This is a genomic window from uncultured Roseobacter sp., assembly GCF_947499265.1.
Classification (GTDB): domain Bacteria; phylum Pseudomonadota; class Alphaproteobacteria; order Rhodobacterales; family Rhodobacteraceae; genus Roseobacter.
The window spans coordinates 159,581-175,924 of the sequence record NZ_CANMNK010000006.1; the positions used below are offsets into that span (position 1 = coordinate 159,581).

Sequence of the window (16,344 nt, forward strand, 5' to 3'; positions counted from 1 at the left end):
AAGATGCGCGTGGCTAAGACGTGTTGCCTCTGGACAGTTCCACACGGAAAACCTCACGCCTTTTTTCGGTCGATCTGGTGTCGATGGCCTCGAGCAATGTTTTTGCCGCGACCTGGCCCAGTTTCAGGCGTTCGATGGGCACGGTCGTCAGGCGCGTTCGTATGGCATGTGCCAAAGACGTTCCGTTAAACGCGGCAACCGCCACTTGGTCGGGCACCGAAAATGAGGCCTCGTGCAGCCAGGATAGACCACCGGTCGCCATGGCGTCGTTCAGGAAATAGATCGCATCCGTGTCCGCTTGTTTTCGCATCAGGTCGGCGACAAGCGTACGGCCTGCCTCCGGCTGCCGGGGAAGCTCCTGATCAATCACTTCGGTGAGCTGCAAACCGGCCTCGCAGATTGTCCGTTTGAAGGTCTCGAACCGGCGGGCCGCACAGATGTCTTTTCTCAGCTCTGCACCAATATACGCCGGGCGTCTGACGCCCCGGTCGATGAAGTGCTGTGCTGTGAGGCGACCGGCCTTGGCGTGATCGGGCGCAATGCAGCCGTCATAGTGTTCGTCTTCCTCGTCCCAGATTTGAATGATCGGACAGGCCCAGCTTTTCAGCAACTGACCGGCTTTCGCTGTTCGGTGAATCCCACCGGTGAGGATAATTCCCGCTGGCTGCATCGACAGAACCGTTTGAATAATCTTCTCTTCGCTTTCTGGGTTCAAATGCGACTCGCCGATGAAGGTCACATATCCCTCAGGTCGAAGCACATCGTTGATACCTGCCACGACCTCGCCAAAAACGGCGTCGTTGATCGAGGGGAGAACCACGGCGACGATGTTACTGGACCTTGAACTCAACGACCCGGCAAAGAGGTTGGGCACATATCCCAGATCGCTTGCCGCCTGTTTGACGCGTTTCCGCGTCTCTTCGGAAATACTGCCGGTGCCGCGCAATACCTTCGACGCGGTCATCTGACTGACACCTGCACGTACCGCGACATCGGCCAATGTTGTTCGCTTTTTGGGACCTGCAGTTTCATTCATGGGCGCACCGTAGTCTCAATTCCGGTGCCCGACAACATATCGCGTAATCGCCTTGCCGTGCCGTTGACTTTGCGTAAGGTTATCGATAATCCTATTCCTTGGGAGGACGTAGATCGCATCGGAACTAAACCGTGCAATCAGGCGGCATATTGGTTCTGAATATCGCACTGCTCCTGATCGACGGAACCGAGATCGCGACCGTAGTTTTAGTGACGCCGGTGTCCGCAAACGCGCATAAGCCGCGTTTCGATTTTGTCAGTAAGAGAACCGACCTGAGCGATCTCGACCGAAAGACGTAGCCAAGGAAATGCACTGGGAGGAAAGATAAATGAGACTTCTTGAAAGCGCGGGAGTGCCGATAAAATCGGCGTTAGCGGGCGCGATTGTGGCGTTGTGCATGTCAACGTCTACCTTTGCCGGGGAGCGCGTGATTTTCGCGACGACCGTACCGCAGAACGAATCCAATCTGTTCTGGGGCGGTACCGGGGAGAGATTGCCCTCGTTTCAGGCGCTCGTCGGGCATGATCCGATCACCGGCAAATATGACAATTCCGAACTCGCAGAAGAATGGTCCGCCGATGAGACATTCACGGAATGGACCTTCAAGCTGAAGAAAGACGCCGAGTTTCACTATGGCTGGGGCCCTGTCACGGCGGCGGATGTGCTGCACAGCTATGAGCTGACAACCGGACCCGACAGCACGATCAACTCGCTGGAGCTGCTGCGTGCGCAATCGGTTGAGGTGATTGACGATCATACGATCGTTTTCAAGTTTGACACGCCCCGGACGGACTACGCGTTCCAACATGCGGGTCGTGGGTCCTTGGTGATCTACAGCAAGGCGCAATATGAAGCTGAAGGGCTTGATGGGTACAACACGCGTCCGGCAGGTACCGCGGCCTATCAATACATCGAGCGTAAGCCTGGTGTCGGGGTAACATTCGAGCGTGTCACCGATCACTGGCAAGGCGAGCAGCCGGACTTTGAGGTGCTGGAAATACGCTATGTGCAGGAGCAGGCCACCATCCTCGCCCTCCTGCTGTCGGGTGAGGCCAGCATCGCCAGCATTCCGCGCGAGTTGCAGGGGCAGGCGCTGGACGCGGGCAAGAAGGTGATTTCCTCGAAAAACCCGGCCATGGCGACGGGGGCGATTTTCAACGGCATGTACGGCAAATCGGGGGACCCTGCGTTCAACCCAGACCTGCCCTGGTCCAATGTGCTGGTACGTGAGGCGATGAACCGGGCGCTCAACCGTCAGGAAATGATTGATGTGCTCTATGACGGCCGCGCCGAGCCTGCGGTCAGCTGGCTGATGGATTCCCGGAACGAAGGTTTCGTGCCTGAGCTCTTTGACCGTTTCGAAGAGATGTATGGTTACGACCCTGAAAAAGCCAAGGCGCTGTTGGAAGAAGCAGGCTATCCGGATGCTTTTGCAGACCCGGTTATTCCAATCGTCTCTTCCACGCTGAACGGCAACCCGGAATTCCCGGTCATGTCGGAGCTGTTGCAGGTCTATTTCGATGCGATCGGTCTGCAAACCAAGATCGTGGAAATGGACTGGCCAACGCTGGGTTCCATGGGCCGCGCGCGCGAAAGCTATATGATCAGCCCCGTGCGCAACGCGCCTTTGCGTCCGACCGAAGCGGCTCTGGTCAACTTTCATACCGAGCGCGGCACGCCCTATGGTGGCTTTGAGGATGACAAGATCGAAGGTCTTGCCAACACGTTGGAGGCGACCATTGATCCAGACAAACGTCATGCCATAGCGGCCGAAGGCTTCACCTACCTGTTCGAGCAATATGCCGATATGCCGCTTGCGACGGTGCATGCGGAGGTTGCGGTCGATCCGACGGTTGTCGCCGATTGGACCTTCCCCGGTGTGACGACCAATAGTGTCAGCCATTGGCACCTGATCAAAAGCGCTCAGAAGTAACGCGCTTTGATTTAGTGGTCCCGGGCGTGGCAGACGACCCGCCATGGCCGGTGCCGCATCTTTTTCCCTAATTGCGCAGAAGCAAGGACAGCTATGATGTGGCGTGCTCACCTTTGGCGTAACCTAAGACAGGACTGCAGGTGACAGACGGGTACCGCTACACCGCCTACGTCTCCTGCCTGTCGGGCAATGAGGTCGACGTGTTTTCGGGCGATGAGATGACCGGCGCTTTGGAACATGTCCAGACGATCACGCTCCCCGGGCGGGGAAACGGTCTGGTTGGACGGGGGCTGCCCCTTGCACATGCGCCGAACCGACGACGGCTTTACGCAGCGGTCTATGGCGATCAGACCACGCCTGAAAAAGATCTTGTCGACACCTATGCCATCGACCCGATCACAGGTCTTTTGACCCATATGTCCAGCACGCCTGTGATGGCGCAACTGTCGCATATCTCGGTGGATCGGACGGGTGGGTTCCTGCTGGGGGCTTCTGAACCCTCCGGGTTGGTGGTCGCCTATCCGATCGGAGACCACGGCCACGTGCAGGCCCGCGCAAGCGGGACAGTGGTGCCTCTGCCCGGCGCGCATCAGATACAGACCGACTACACGAACCGCTATACCTTTATCCCCAGCCTGAGCGACGATGTTCTTGTCAGTCTGCTGTTTGACGAACGGATCGGCAGTTTCACAGCGAATTCACCGCCCGAGGTTGCGTTGCAGACGGGGGCAGGGTGCCGTCATCTCGCCTTTCACCCGAACCGCCGGTACATGTATCTGCTCAACCAGCGAGACGGCAGTCTGGTGTGTTACCGGCTGGACCCGGCAGACGGTGGCCTGTGCGCGCTGATGCGTGTGTCCATTCTGCCGGAGGATTTTGAGGGCGCCCCCTGGGGTGCGCAGATCAAGGTATCTCCCAGGGGGGACCGGCTCTTTGCCTCCGAACGCCGAAGTGACACGCTGGCCGTCTGGGATATCGACCCGAACAATGGGCACCTGTCCAGCCGCCACATCGTTTCGACCCCCAAGAACCCGCGCTGTTTTGATGTGACCCCGAACGGGCGCTTTGTTGTTTTGAGCGCGCTCAAGGGCGATTGCATCGCGCTATACGACGTGTCGGAAAGGTCTGCACCGCCGCGACATGTGATGGAACTGCCCACAGGTGGAGAACCGGGATGGGTGGAAATCCTGTAACTGCCGACGCGGCGCACCCGGCGTCCCGCACTCAAAACACATAGAGAGGCCCAAAATGAAAAATGGCGACCCGCGCTTTATCGAGATCGATGGTGATAACGCCATTCATGCAATCCATAGCTCTCCACAAAAGGGCAAGGCGACCTTTGTCTTTTTGAACTCCATGGGCGCCTCTACGGCCGTTTGGGAGGATGAGATTGCCCCGCTTTTGCGGTCCGGTGGGCTTGGCACGCTGTCGTTTGACTATCGTGGTCAGGGCCAGTCAACATACGGGGCTGCCGCCAGGCTGGAACCTGCCGAAATCATCTCCGACATTGGGTTCACGCTGGCGCAGGAGCGCCCCGAACATCCGATCTTTGTAGGCCTGTCCATCGGCGGTCTTTTTGCGGCGCGGGCCTGGCTGGAGGGCGCCGCGGCAGATGCAATGGTGCTGGTGAACACGCTGCGTAAACCCAGCGCGCAGGTCGATTGGATCAATGAGCTGGAGGCGCGGCTGATTGCCATGGGAGGCATGCCGCTGGTGCTCGATGTGCTGCGCCCGGTTCTGTCGGGCTGCGATCAACTGGAGACGTTACGCCCGTCGCATTTGCCCAAACAGGGCTATACCCCATGGCCCCCCGAACATCCGCGCCGCCGCCTGGCGGAAGGGGTCCACAAGGCCGATTGGGGTTTTCCCTGGCCGGACCTGTGTATCCCGACGCTGGTGTTCACGGGCCTGCATGATCGGTTGTTCCGCATCCAGAGCGATGTGGATGACATTCTGGTGCAGATCCCTGATGTGCAAACCATCATCTATCCGGATGGGGGGCATTCGCTGCATGCGGAGTATCCCCAACGTTTTGTCGGTGATCTTGTGCGTTTTGCAGATGACCTCGCCACTAGAAAGAGCGGTTAGGGACTTGCCTGCGGGTAGCCTCCGGCGAGGCGGGCGCGCAGAATTACAAGGCCGATCACAACATCCAGGGTTGGTGTCGGCACGCCTACCTGTCGGCCAAAATCCTGTACGATGCGAAGCATGGTATCGATCTCCATGGGACGCCCGAGGTCTACATCCTGGCTCATCGAGGGTTTTTGGTGGGCACCCGCACCGGGCGCAAAGACCTTGTCGACATCATCGCCGAGCCCGTCAAACCCATGTGCCTGGGCCACCGCTGCCCCCTCCAGAAACAGTGCCCGCGCGACGGGGTGTGCGTCAGGATCGTTCAGCACCTCATAAGCCATGCCCCCGGTCAAGACGGATGCAGGTGCGGTTGAGAGATTGCGCAATAGCTTATGCCACATGGGGCGTCGCAGGTCCTCTTCAAGTTCGAACCGGGCGCTTGGAGTTTGCAGGGACGGCAGCATCGCCCTGATCTGATCCGCGCCTGCTGGGGTGGCCGCCCCGATCACAAAGCGATTGCGCGCAGAACGGTTTTGGATCAGCCCGGGTTCCACAACCTGATTGGTCGAGTGAATCACCATGCCCACCGCCTGATCTGCCGGTACAAGGTTTGCCAACGTCCCATCTGGATCGAGCCGTGTGCAGTCGGGCGCCTCGCCACCGCCACTGAACCCTGTGCCGTACCACCAGAACACGCCGTTCATGGCCGTGATGACAGGCGTGCCCCGTCGCAGCAGATGTGCGCAGGAGGTGAGTACACCTGCAAGGGCCGGGGCTTTGAGCGTGGTGAGGATCAGATCCTGCGGGCCCAGATCACCGGGGGTATCCGTCGCGGTGACGGCACAGGTGATCACATGGCCATCCGGGTTCCGTACCCGCAGGCCACCGGACTTGATCGCGGCAAGATGCGGTCCCCGTGCCAGTACGCTGACGTCGTGGCCTTTTTCATGAAAGACCCCGGCCAAAAAACCTCCGACCGCCCCGGCCCCAAGAACTAGAATGCGCATGATTGCTCAGGTTTGAACGGCAATAAGGTCGTTTCTGACAAGTGTGTTGACATAAGCCGCATGTCTCCTAAAGTTAACAGAGTTATCGATAACCTAATCGAGCAGCAAAGAAACTGCAAATCTTGACATTGAACCCCTGGGAGGCGGGTTCGGTCAACTTGCGGCACCTGAGGACATAAACAAGCGATCTGGGAGGATACTATGTTTGCATCAAAACTCGTGCGTTTGGCCGCGATCAGCTCTTTGCTAGTGTCGGCGGCGGCAATCATGCCGGCGCAGGCACAGACCATCGAGATGGTCATGAGCCCGCCCGCCGTAGAGACCAACCGTTACTGGAACACGCCGGGGGACTTTGCCCTTGGCCCGTCCATGCAGGGGCTCGTCGGTCATGACCCGGTTACCGGCGCCTATGACAACAGTGGTCTGGCCGAAAGCTGGAGCCATAACGATGATTTCACCGAATGGACCTTCAAGTTGAAACCCGAGGCTGAGTTCCACTTTGGCTGGGGGCCTGTGACGGCAGCGGATGTGGTGCACAGCCTTGCCTTACACACCGGTCCTGACACGACGTTGAATGGTATCAGCCAGTTGGAAGGGGCAGTGGCGGACGCCCTTGACGATCACACGGTGAAATTCACGCTGCCTGCGCCGCAGGTCGACTTTTTGTTCGTGCACGGTGGTCGCGGGTCTCTGGTGATCTACTCCAAGGCGCAGTTCGACAAGGAGGGACTTGAAGGTTACGATGCGAAACCCGCCGGCACCGCCAATCTGCAATATGTGGCGCGCAACATCGGCCAGGGGCTGACCTTTGAGAAGGTTGAAGGCCACTGGTCGGGGCAGGACGCCCAGTTCGACCGGCTAGAGCTGAAGTTTGTGGCGGAGCCTGCAACGACCCTCGCGCAGCTTCTCTCCAAGGAAGCCGATATCGTCATCCTGCCACGCGAGCTTCAGGGTGACGCGCTTGGGGCAGGGTTCCAGGCGATCCCGTCGACCAATGCATCGAACCAGACCACAATGCTCTTTAACGGCACCTTCCTTTTGCCCGGATACGACGGTCTTGATGAAACGCTGCCCTGGCTCGACATTCGTATCCGCGAAGCCATCAACCGCTCCATCGACCGTCAGGCCGTGATCGACGTGCTCTATGACGGGCGCGCCGAAATCCTGCCCGTCTTCGGGATGGACCCCCGCCACGAAGGTTATGTGCCTGAGTTGGCCGAGCGCTTTGAAGCGGCATACGGCTATGATCTGGAAAAAGCACAGGCGCTGATGGCTGAGGCCGGGTATCCGGAGAACTTCTCGAACCCGGTGATCCCGATCCTGTCGTCCACGCTGGCGGGCAACCCGGAATTCCCGGCAATGGCGGAACTCATGCAGGTGTTCCTCGATGAGGCGGGCTTTCAGACCGAAATCGTCGAGATGGATTGGGCCAGTCTGGGCGGCTTGCGCAGCGCGCGCGAGGCCAGGATGTTCCATCCGATGCGCAACCTGCCGGTGAAACCCAGCGCTGTGGGCATCCGCAATTACTATTCCGCGACTGGCGGGCCTCGGAACAATTATGAAGACGAGGTCATCGAAGGACTGATGGAGAAATACATGGTCTCCATCGACGTGGATGAACGCAATGAACTGGCTGGCGCGATTTTCACCCGCGTGTTCGAACAATACGCCGTGGCGCCCTTGGCAAGCATCTCGGCGGAGGTCATTGTAAACCCCGAGACGGTCAGCGCATGGACCTTCCCGGGCACCACATCCGTGGGGGTCAGCCATTTCGGATCCATCGTTCCGGCGAATTGATCCGCTCACATGCCACTGTCCGGGCCCCCCTATCGGCCCGGACGTTCAACACCGCACCACTGCTGGGACCACATGAATGCTTCGTTTCATTTTTACACGGCTGACGCATATGCTGATCGCCCTCTTTGTGATCACCGTGATCGTCTTCAGCCTCAGCCATCTGACGGGCAGCCCGATCGATGCGCTGTTGCCGGATGACGCGACGCAGCAGCAGATCGATTCTTTGACCGAACATCTGGGGTTGGATCGGCCCTATTACGTGCAGTACCTGACCTTTCTGCAAAACGCAGCCGTGGGGGATTTTGGCGACTCGACCAAGTGGAAAGGCAATACCGCCGCCGCGGTTGTGCTGGAACGTCTGCCCGCGACGCTTAAACTGGGGGGGCTTGCTGTTCTGATCAGCGTGGTGGTGGCCATTCCGCTGGGTGTGCTCAGTGCGATCTGGCGTGGTTCGATCTTTGATCGCATGGCCGGGATCATTGCGCTGTTGGGGCAGTCGTTCCCGGCGTTCTGGCTGGGCATCATCCTGATGTGGATTTTCGCCGTGACTCTGGGCTGGTTTCCCACCTCGGGTTACGGAGGGCTGTCTTACATGATCTTGCCCGCCATCGCGATGGCCTGGTTCCAGATCGCCGCGCTGACCCGGTTGACGCGTTCGGCCATGCTGGAAGTGCTCGATACCGAATATGTCAAACTGGCGCGGGTCAAAGGCGTGAACGAGCGCGCGGTGATCTGGAAGCACGCCTTTCGCAATGCGGCCATTGTGCCCGTGACCTATTTCGGCGTGCTGGCGGGGTCCTTGCTCACCGGCTCGGTGGTTGTGGAAACGGTCTTTGCCTGGCCGGGGACCGGTCTGCTGGCCATTGATGCGATCCGCGGGCGGGACTTCCCGGTCGTGCAGTCCGTCGTCATGTTCTTTGCGGTCTTCTACCTGCTGGCGAACTTCCTTGTCGATGTCCTTTATGCGGTGGTCGATCCCCGCATCCGCTTTAGTTGACGGGGGCTGCAAAATGACAAAAACACCTAAATTCCTGGGCCGACTGCCCATCTTGCCCATCGCGGTTTTGATGATCGTGCTCGTCATTCCAGCGCTCTTTGCGGATTTCATCGCGCCGCATGACCCGTTTAAGGCCTATCTGCGCAACCGTTTGCAGCCGCCGCTGTTTTTCGGCGGCACGACCGAGTTCATCCTCGGTACCGACCGGCTGGGCCGGGACATCCTCAGCCGGATCATGCATGGCGCGCGCTATGCGCTGGTGATCTCGCTGGTCGGGATCATTTTGGGGGCCATTGTCGGTACCGTGCTGGGCCTGATCGCCGGGTATATGCGTGGTGTGGTCGACGCGCTGATCATGCGGGTGGTCGATATCACATTTGCACTACCCAGCATCTTGCTGGCCCTGGCCTTGGCGGCCGTGTCCGGCCCGAGTTTCCAACTGGTCATTCTGGTGGTCATCTTCGTGATCTGGGGTTTTTTTGCACGGCAGGTGCGGGCCGAAACGCTGATCTTGCGCGAACGTGATTTCGTGGCGCGCGCGCGCGTGGCGGGGGCCTCTGACATTCGCATTCTGCGCAAATACATCCTGCCCAACATCATCAATACCATTGTTGTTCTGGCGACGTTGCAGATTGGCGTTGTGATCGTCCTTGAGGCGACGCTGAGCTTTCTGGGCATCGGCATTCCGCGCCCGATCCCGGCCTGGGGGCTGCTGGTCGCGGATGGCCGTCAGCTTATCGTTTCCAGCTGGTGGATTTCGTTTTTCCCCGGCACGGCCATTTTGCTTACCGTCTTGTCCGTCAACATGCTGGGCGACAGCCTGCGTGACTGGCTCGACCCCAAACTACGGCAGGTGTGATCCATGAGTGCCTCAGTTCTTCAGGTGAAAAATCTGCGCACGGTTCTGGACCTGTCCAGTGGATCCGTGCCCGTTGTCGATGATGTGAGTTTTGATGTCGGCGCGGGCGAAACGCTGGGCATCGTCGGGGAGTCGGGCAGTGGTAAATCGATGACGGCGCTGTCGATCATGCAGGTTTTGCCCCAACCGATCGGACGTATTGAGAGCGGGGAAATACTGCTGGAGCAGACCGACCTGGTGGGCCTGTCCGATGAGGAGATCGCCAAAGTGCGCGGGCGTGAGATCGGCATGATCCTGCAAGACCCGCACACCTCGCTCAATCCGGTGTTCACGGTTGGCAATCAGGTGATCGAAGCGCTCCAGATCAACAATCCGGGCACATCACGCAAATCGCTGTTTGGTCGGGTCGTTGATCTGCTCAAAAAGGTGAACGTTGCGGACGCGGAACGCCGTGTCCATGCCTATCCGCATCAGATGAGTGGGGGCATGAAGCAGCGCGTGGTAGGGGCCATCGCCATAGCAGGAGCGCCCAAGGTCATCATCGCGGATGAGCCGACAACCGCGCTCGATGTCACGATCCAGTTGCAATATCTGGAACTGCTGCGCGACATTCAGGAAGAAACCGGCACCGCAATCATCTTTATCACGCACGATCTCGGGATTGTTGCCAACCTTTGTCACAAGCTGGTGGTAATGTACGGCGGCAAAATCGTCGAGTCCGGCACGGTCGCAGAGGTGTTCCGCGCACCCTCGCACCCTTACACCGAGGCCTTGTTGAAATCGGTCCCCAGTGTCGATCAAAAGGTGGACAGGCTTTACGCCATCGAGGGCCAGCCACCGGCGCTCTCCGCGGACCGCAAGGGCTGCAGCTTTGCGCCGCGCTGCCCCTATGCCCGGGACATCTGCACGCGCGAGGTGCCACAACAGGAAGCAGGATTGAGCGGTGGAGACACGCACCTTGCCAGCTGCTGGAATATGGGAAGAGACACGTGAGCCATCCGCCGATTTTGAACGTCTTCGGGCTGACCAAGCATTTTCCGATCCCGCACGGGCTGCTCGGTCGGCAGGAGCACATTGTGCGCGCCGTCGATGACGTGAGCTTCAGTCTGGAACACGGGCAGACACTTGCTCTGGTGGGGGAATCCGGTTGTGGCAAGACTACATTGGCACGCATGTTATTGCGACTGCTGGACCCTACCTCTGGCACTGTGGAGATCGAAGGCAAAGACATCGCAACCATGTCAAAGGCTGAGATCAAAACGTTTCGGACCAATGTTCAGGCGGTCTTTCAGGACCCCTGGGCATCCCTAAGCCCGCGCATGCGTGTCTTCGATATCGTGGCCGAAACACTGGTCGTGAACGACAGCCTGACCAAAGGGGAACTGACGCGCCGCGTGGATGAGGCCCTGATTGCAGTGGGCCTGCGGCCGGAGCAGGCAAAATACTATCCGCATGAGTTTTCCGGGGGTCAACGCCAGCGGATTGCCATTGCCAGCGCGATCATCGCCAAACCCAAGCTGATCATTTTGGATGAGCCGGTTTCGGCCCTTGATGTCTCGATCCGGTCCCAGATCATGAACCTCTTCAAGGATTTGCAGCAAGACGTGGGCTGCAGCTATGTCGTGGTCGCGCATGATCTTGGGACAACACGTTTCATGGCGGACCGGATCGCGGTGATGTATCTGGGCAAACTGGTGGAGATTGGCCCGACCGACCAGATGTTCGACACGCCTCAGCACCCCTATACCAAGGCGCTTTTGTCTGCAGCCCTGCCGTTGAGGGTTGATACCCCGCATGAGGCGATTGTCCTGCGCGGCGACGTGCCGTCCCCTGTTAATCCACCAGCGGGCTGCCCGTTTCACCCCAGATGCCAGAGTGTTATAGGCGACATCTGCAAAACCAAGCTACCCCGGCTGAAAGACCTTGGATCGCCCGACCACGTGATGAGCTGTCACCTAGATCCCTGACTGTTGAAGCATGCGCCCACCTATAACCAAACGACTAAAAGGGACACGCGCAAATTATCTCTGGAAGCTGACATTTGCTAGTCATTTGGCAAGGCCGGCTTTAGGTCTGCTTGCTGTCTTCGAAAGAGTTGCGCCGCCGACGTCCGGAAGGAGCCCAAAACATGCTGGTGTGGAGCAGAATGTCCGAGAATAAAAACGACCTTGACCTCAAGTTAAGTTGAGATTCTAGGCTTGTCTTGAACTCATAATCTTGGACTCAAGTTTTTGACATCATTCTGGATATTTGCAGCTATCGGAACGGCAACCTGTTTTGCAATTTCGAGCCTTCTTGCCTACGATGCAGCTAGATCTTTGGGCGCTGTAGTTTTCAGTTTCGTACGAATGTCGATTGTCGCAGTCGGCTTCGCCTTATTGGTTCTTATCTCGGATTTCGATCCATCGCTCGATTTTTGGGATATCTCGCTACTTATCGTATCAGGTATTTTGGGCGTCTTCTTTTCAAACACGCTGCGCTACTCGTCGTTGGCGCGTGTCGGGCCTTCGCTTCAATCACTACTGAACACGACCACTGCACCTTTCGCATTGGCGCTTGGCTTTCTGGTTTTGGGACAGGTCGTGAGCGGGCTCTCTCTAATCGGCGTTGGCATAGTATTCGGCGGCCTCGTTTTGGCTATTTTTTCGCGCAACTCCGATGCTCTAGTGCGTTTCTCGGGGGAAAGCGGCAATGTCACTAGCGGAATCCTATTTGGCTTAGCATCCGCGCTTTCGCGGGCAGGAAGCGTCCTCGTCGCAGCACCCGTCATGTTTGACGGTACTGATCTGATTTCGGCAACATTCGTTCGGTCTTTAGCCGGATCGCTCAGTTTGTTGCTTACTGTGGTCCTTTCCACGGAAAGAAAAGCGCAGATCAGGTCGATGCCGATGCCGATCGCACGTTAGGTGTTCTCGAGCGCAGTGATTGGTACCGGTCTCGGAATGACTTTGCAGCTATACGCACTCAGTGGCGGCCCAGTTGGTGTCGTCTCCACGCTTACAGCAACCACTCCGTTAATCATTCTGCCTCTGATTTGGTTCTTTGGCAAAGCACGTCCGCCAGGGTTGGCCTGGGTCGGCGCGATCTGCACGGTTGCCGGGGTGGCACTGATCGTCAATGCAGGGTGATTTTGCTCGGAAGCGCGGAACATGAATGGCAGCTAAGCCGTGCGATGCGGTCATGGGCTCATGTCGCGGCGAAGGTTTCGAAAGAGCCCATTTTGATCAATGATGCCAGATCAACCGACGGCGGCCTTCATTTCACACTTTGATCCGGGACGAAGCCTGGAGGACGCCCCATGATATCCAAGGCAAATTCCGATGCTCCACATCGCTGGTCTGCGGGCTAGACGCTTGCATCAAAGAACGATCGTTTCCGGGGGGCAAAGGGCAGCAAAGTCTTGCGATCTGTGAGTTGGTCATGCCTTGGGCTTCGCGCTTGCGGCAAATGTCTCCCCTGAAGGGCGTATCGCAGCGGCATCTTGCCCTGCTGGAAGGCGGCTTTGGGCCGGCGAGGCGCTGTAACCAAACGAAGCTGAATTCAAACCAAGCAAGGGCCTTTGGCGCCAAAAGTAGCCTTCATCTGACTATTTCTACCTGCGACTGTCGTCGTTCCAAAGGTACCGGTCATTTCTAGTCCGTCTTCCGCACAAACTGTGATCGGTAGGCATCGATCCGATCCAGCGTCGTTTCATTTTTAAGGGCCCAGTCGCAGAGCATGGCCACGGGGACATACAACTGTCGTCCGAGAGGTGTAAGCTCGTAATCCGTTTTTGGCGGCACTGCCCTCAAGACCCGTCTGGTCACCAATCCGTTGGCTTCCAGCCGCCGAAGGACCTGGGTGAGCATTTTGCGGGAAAGCCCGGGAATTCGCTTTTCCATCTGTCCGAAATGCCGCGTGCCGGACGCAAGGCAGTAAAGCACGATCGGGGTCCATTTGTCCGCGATGATGCCTATAATCCGGCGCGCCGGGTACTTTTCGTCGAGTATATCGGATCTGGGATCATTGCCTGAGTTGGACTGTTTGGAATCATCGGACATTTGTCTTGCCTTCCGGGTTCATAGGTCAGAGCGCGCTGCTTTTCACGTTACCAAAAGGTGCCTACTCGCCCTTTGGTTCCTTAGGTGATATCAGACTCCCAACCCAACTCAAAACGCAGATCGTTCAGGAGCTTCATTGATGACGTCACCAAAGAACGTGTCGGCAGACAATCGGCAAGACACCATTAAGCTCCGTGGCAGCAAAAGCGATGCGAAGGGTTATGAAATGCGCGATTTCCTGCAACGCTCCGGTATCAGTTTCGAGTGGGAAGAACAGAGTGGGACGCTGACAGCGGAGATTTCCGCCGGAAAAACACTGGATGATCCCAATGTGACGGATCTGGCAAGAGCACTGGGATTGGTGATCGAGCCCAGTTGTGCCGAATATGACGTTTCGATTTATGGCGCTGGTCCTGCAGGTTTGTCCGCCGCTGTTTATGCGGCGTCAGAAGGGCTCAGCACCGTTCTGATCGAAAAACACGCTGTCGGCGGTCAGGCTGGTACGACATCGAACATCGAAAACTATCTGGGCTTTCCTGAAGGGCTGGCAGGTGTAGAGCTTGCGTCGCGTGCGCGCGAGCAGGCACTGAAGTTCGGCGTCGAAATTCTGATGATGCGTGAGGGTGTGAAGGCTGAATTTCAAGACAATCGCATTCACGCCGAACTGGCCAACGGCAAAACAATGGTCGCCCGGTCGAATATCTGCGCAACGGGAGTTGAGTGGCACCGGCTCGGACTGGAGCGAGAGCAACACTTTCTGGGATCAGGTCTGTACTACGGAGCCGGAGTAAGTGAAGCGCCACTATGCAAGGGCGAACACGTCTACGTCGTAGGCGGCGGCAATTCCGCTGGTCAGGCTGTCATGCATCTCGCCGATCATGCGGATCAAGTCACCATGGTGGTCCGGGGGCCAGGACTGGCCGCCTCAATGTCGCGTTATCTGCAGGAACGGATTGAAAAGACCAGCAATGTATCGGTGATTTACAACGCCGAGATTACGGCGCTCGACGGAGATGATCGCTTGTCCCGGATTGAATTGACGCGTGACGGTGAGAAGACGTCATGGTGGGACACCGGTCGACTTTTTGTCGCCATCGGGGGCGTCCCTCATACGGAGTGGGCTAAAGATACCGACATCATCCGCGACAAGGCGGGGTACATCATCACGGGACCGGATCTGCTCAAAAATGGAAAGCCACCGGACTGTTGGAAGCTTAACCGCCCGCCACATTTTCTTGAAAGCAGCGTACCTGGCTCCTTTGCTGCGGGTGATGTCCGGCATCGATCAATCAAGCGTGTCGCAACTGCGGTCGGCGAAGGCGCGATGGCGGTGGCATTCGTGCATCGCTACCTTAGCGAAACGTACGGATAACAGCACGATGGATAGGTATCCTTTTAAAGCTGCCATCATAGGCGGGTCCGTCGGCGGCCTTGCAACGGCGATTGAGCTTTCGGAAAGTTTGGGGGCCGAGGTCCGCGTTTTCGAACGCTCCGCCGGAGAGATGCAAGCGCGCGGGGCTGGTGTTGTCATGCAGCCTGAGGTCGATGATCTTTTGCGACGCATAGACATCGACACCGCGTCTGTCTGTGTCGCCTTGAGGGAACGTGTCAGCCTTTTACAGGACGGTACCGCGCGTGCGCAAGCGGCCCCTCAACTGATGACCGCATGGGACACGCTCTATCGGTCACTGTGCGCACGGCTTGATCCGGCGTCATACGTGCAAGAACACGAGCTGACAGATTTGACCCCGCAGGACGACCGTGTCGTGGCCACCTTCTCAAACGGTGCATCCGCAGACACGGACCTCGTGATCGGTGCCGATGGTGTCAATTCGCAATGTCGGGCCCTTTTGACAGGCGACGGCGCCGCCGCACGCTATTCCGGTTATGTCGCCTGGCGTGGGCTGGAAGACGAAATGGCCTTGCCGTCTCATCTGGTTGAGGCGCTCACGGATCGCTTCACGTCCTATACAAATCCTGGAATGCAGATGCTGTGCTATCTTGTCCCCGGGGCCGATGGCGCGATCGAGCCGGGCCGTCGCAGGGTCAATTGGGTGTGGTACTTCAATACCCCCGAAGACCAATTGACGGACGTTATGACGGGCGCGTCGGGTAAGAGCTATCGCTCATTTCTGCCGGCGAGCGATGTCTCGAAAAGCGTCAGGACCGCGGTGCATAACCTTGCCGACAGAACGCTGCCCCCTGTTTTTCAGGACCTGGTCAGCGCTTCGAAAATATTTGCACAACCGGTTCAGGATGTGGCGGCGCAGGACCGCGTTTACAGCCGCGGCCTGCTGGTCGGTGACGCCGCCGGGACCGTAAGACCCCACACGGCGGCCGGAACGTCAAAGGCCTTCGGGGACGCCAGATCCCTCGCACAAGCATTGCAAAACTGGTCGAGACAAAAGTCGTTGCCGACTGACAGGTTGGCCCAATGGGCGCTTTTGAGAAATCGAGAGTTGTTGGCGACAGCTGCTCGCGGCAAACGGCTGGCTGCAAGTTCAGGTTTAGGGTTTTAAGCACGGATCGCAAAAACCAGAGGGATGCCGCAATTCGAAGGCTACGGCGCGGCATCAGGTCGGCCCGCCAAGATCCGGCAATG

General features: G+C 58.0%; 15 protein-coding genes. 12 read left to right on the top strand and 3 right to left on the bottom strand.

The window, feature by feature from the left end; genetic code table 11:
- Positions 1–13: 13 nt before the first annotated feature.
- Positions 14–1,036: a LacI family DNA-binding transcriptional regulator gene (locus Q1A63_RS17110; RefSeq protein ID WP_299632277.1), complete on the bottom strand. Its 1,023-nt coding sequence runs from the start codon at positions 1,034–1,036 to the stop codon at positions 14–16.
- Positions 1,037–1,433: 397 nt separating this feature from the next.
- Here Q1A63_RS17110 and Q1A63_RS17115 point away from each other — a divergent pair, with 397 nt between their 5' ends.
- The 3 genes from Q1A63_RS17115 to Q1A63_RS17125 all read left to right on the top strand — a co-directional run bounded on the left by Q1A63_RS17115 (position 1,434) and on the right by Q1A63_RS17125 (position 5,057).
- On the top strand, positions 1,434–2,969 hold the full coding sequence (locus Q1A63_RS17115; RefSeq protein WP_299632278.1) for an ABC transporter substrate-binding protein: 1,536 nt from the start codon (positions 1,434–1,436) through the stop codon (positions 2,967–2,969).
- A gap of 140 nt (positions 2,970–3,109) precedes the next feature.
- Positions 3,110–4,162, top strand: a complete 1,053-nt coding sequence (locus tag Q1A63_RS17120) for a beta-propeller fold lactonase family protein (protein ID WP_299632279.1) — start codon at positions 3,110–3,112, stop codon at positions 4,160–4,162.
- Between the two features lie 55 nt (positions 4,163–4,217).
- Complete coding sequence (locus Q1A63_RS17125) at positions 4,218–5,057, top strand: alpha/beta fold hydrolase (RefSeq protein ID WP_299632280.1); 840 nt, start codon at positions 4,218–4,220, stop codon at positions 5,055–5,057.
- Here the strand turns inward: Q1A63_RS17125 and Q1A63_RS17130 are convergent.
- Positions 5,054–6,049 carry a 2-dehydropantoate 2-reductase gene (locus tag Q1A63_RS17130; protein WP_298972932.1) on the bottom strand — a complete coding sequence of 332 codons (996 nt, stop codon included), beginning with the start codon at positions 6,047–6,049 and terminating at the stop codon, positions 5,054–5,056. The two genes, Q1A63_RS17125 and Q1A63_RS17130, sit on opposite strands and share 4 nt — an antisense overlap.
- Before the next feature lie 201 nt (positions 6,050–6,250).
- On the opposite strand from Q1A63_RS17130, the gene Q1A63_RS17135 reads away from it, so the two are divergent.
- From Q1A63_RS17135 to Q1A63_RS25680, 7 genes are all read left to right on the top strand, one after another.
- Positions 6,251–7,846, top strand: coding sequence for an ABC transporter substrate-binding protein (locus Q1A63_RS17135; protein ID WP_298972934.1), 1,596 nt, complete (start codon positions 6,251–6,253; stop codon positions 7,844–7,846).
- 76 nt (positions 7,847–7,922) lie between these two features.
- On the top strand, positions 7,923–8,843 hold the full coding sequence (locus Q1A63_RS17140) for an ABC transporter permease (RefSeq protein WP_298972936.1): 921 nt from the start codon (positions 7,923–7,925) through the stop codon (positions 8,841–8,843).
- A gap of 13 nt (positions 8,844–8,856) precedes the next feature.
- Entirely contained in the window at positions 8,857–9,702 is an 846-nt protein-coding gene (locus Q1A63_RS17145) for an ABC transporter permease (RefSeq protein ID WP_299632281.1), read from the top strand.
- Between the two features lie 3 nt (positions 9,703–9,705).
- Positions 9,706–10,695: an ABC transporter ATP-binding protein gene (locus tag Q1A63_RS17150; RefSeq protein ID WP_299632282.1), complete on the top strand. Its 990-nt coding sequence runs from the start codon at positions 9,706–9,708 to the stop codon at positions 10,693–10,695.
- Positions 10,692–11,669, top strand: a complete 978-nt coding sequence (locus tag Q1A63_RS17155) for an oligopeptide/dipeptide ABC transporter ATP-binding protein (protein WP_299632283.1) — start codon at positions 10,692–10,694, stop codon at positions 11,667–11,669. Before Q1A63_RS17150 ends, Q1A63_RS17155 begins: the two co-directional genes overlap by 4 nt.
- A 264-nt stretch (positions 11,670–11,933) precedes the next feature.
- Positions 11,934–12,608: a DMT family transporter gene (locus tag Q1A63_RS17160; protein ID WP_298972946.1), complete on the top strand. Its 675-nt coding sequence runs from the start codon at positions 11,934–11,936 to the stop codon at positions 12,606–12,608.
- 15 nt (positions 12,609–12,623) lie between these two features.
- Positions 12,624–12,830 (top strand): EamA family transporter, encoded by a 207-nt coding sequence (locus Q1A63_RS25680; protein WP_366524378.1) that lies wholly within the window; start codon positions 12,624–12,626, stop codon positions 12,828–12,830.
- 504 nt (positions 12,831–13,334) lie between these two features.
- Here the strand turns inward: Q1A63_RS25680 and Q1A63_RS17165 are convergent.
- Entirely contained in the window at positions 13,335–13,742 is a 408-nt protein-coding gene (locus tag Q1A63_RS17165; RefSeq protein WP_298972948.1) for a helix-turn-helix domain-containing protein, read from the bottom strand.
- Positions 13,743–13,881: 139 nt separating this feature from the next.
- Between Q1A63_RS17165 and Q1A63_RS17170 the strand changes: the two genes are divergently transcribed.
- On the top strand, positions 13,882–15,114 hold the full coding sequence (locus Q1A63_RS17170; protein WP_298972949.1) for an FAD-dependent oxidoreductase: 1,233 nt from the start codon (positions 13,882–13,884) through the stop codon (positions 15,112–15,114).
- Between the two features lie 7 nt (positions 15,115–15,121).
- Positions 15,122–16,261 (top strand): FAD-dependent monooxygenase, encoded by a 1,140-nt coding sequence (locus Q1A63_RS17175; RefSeq protein WP_298972952.1) that lies wholly within the window; start codon positions 15,122–15,124, stop codon positions 16,259–16,261.
- Positions 16,262–16,344 lie beyond the last annotated feature (83 nt).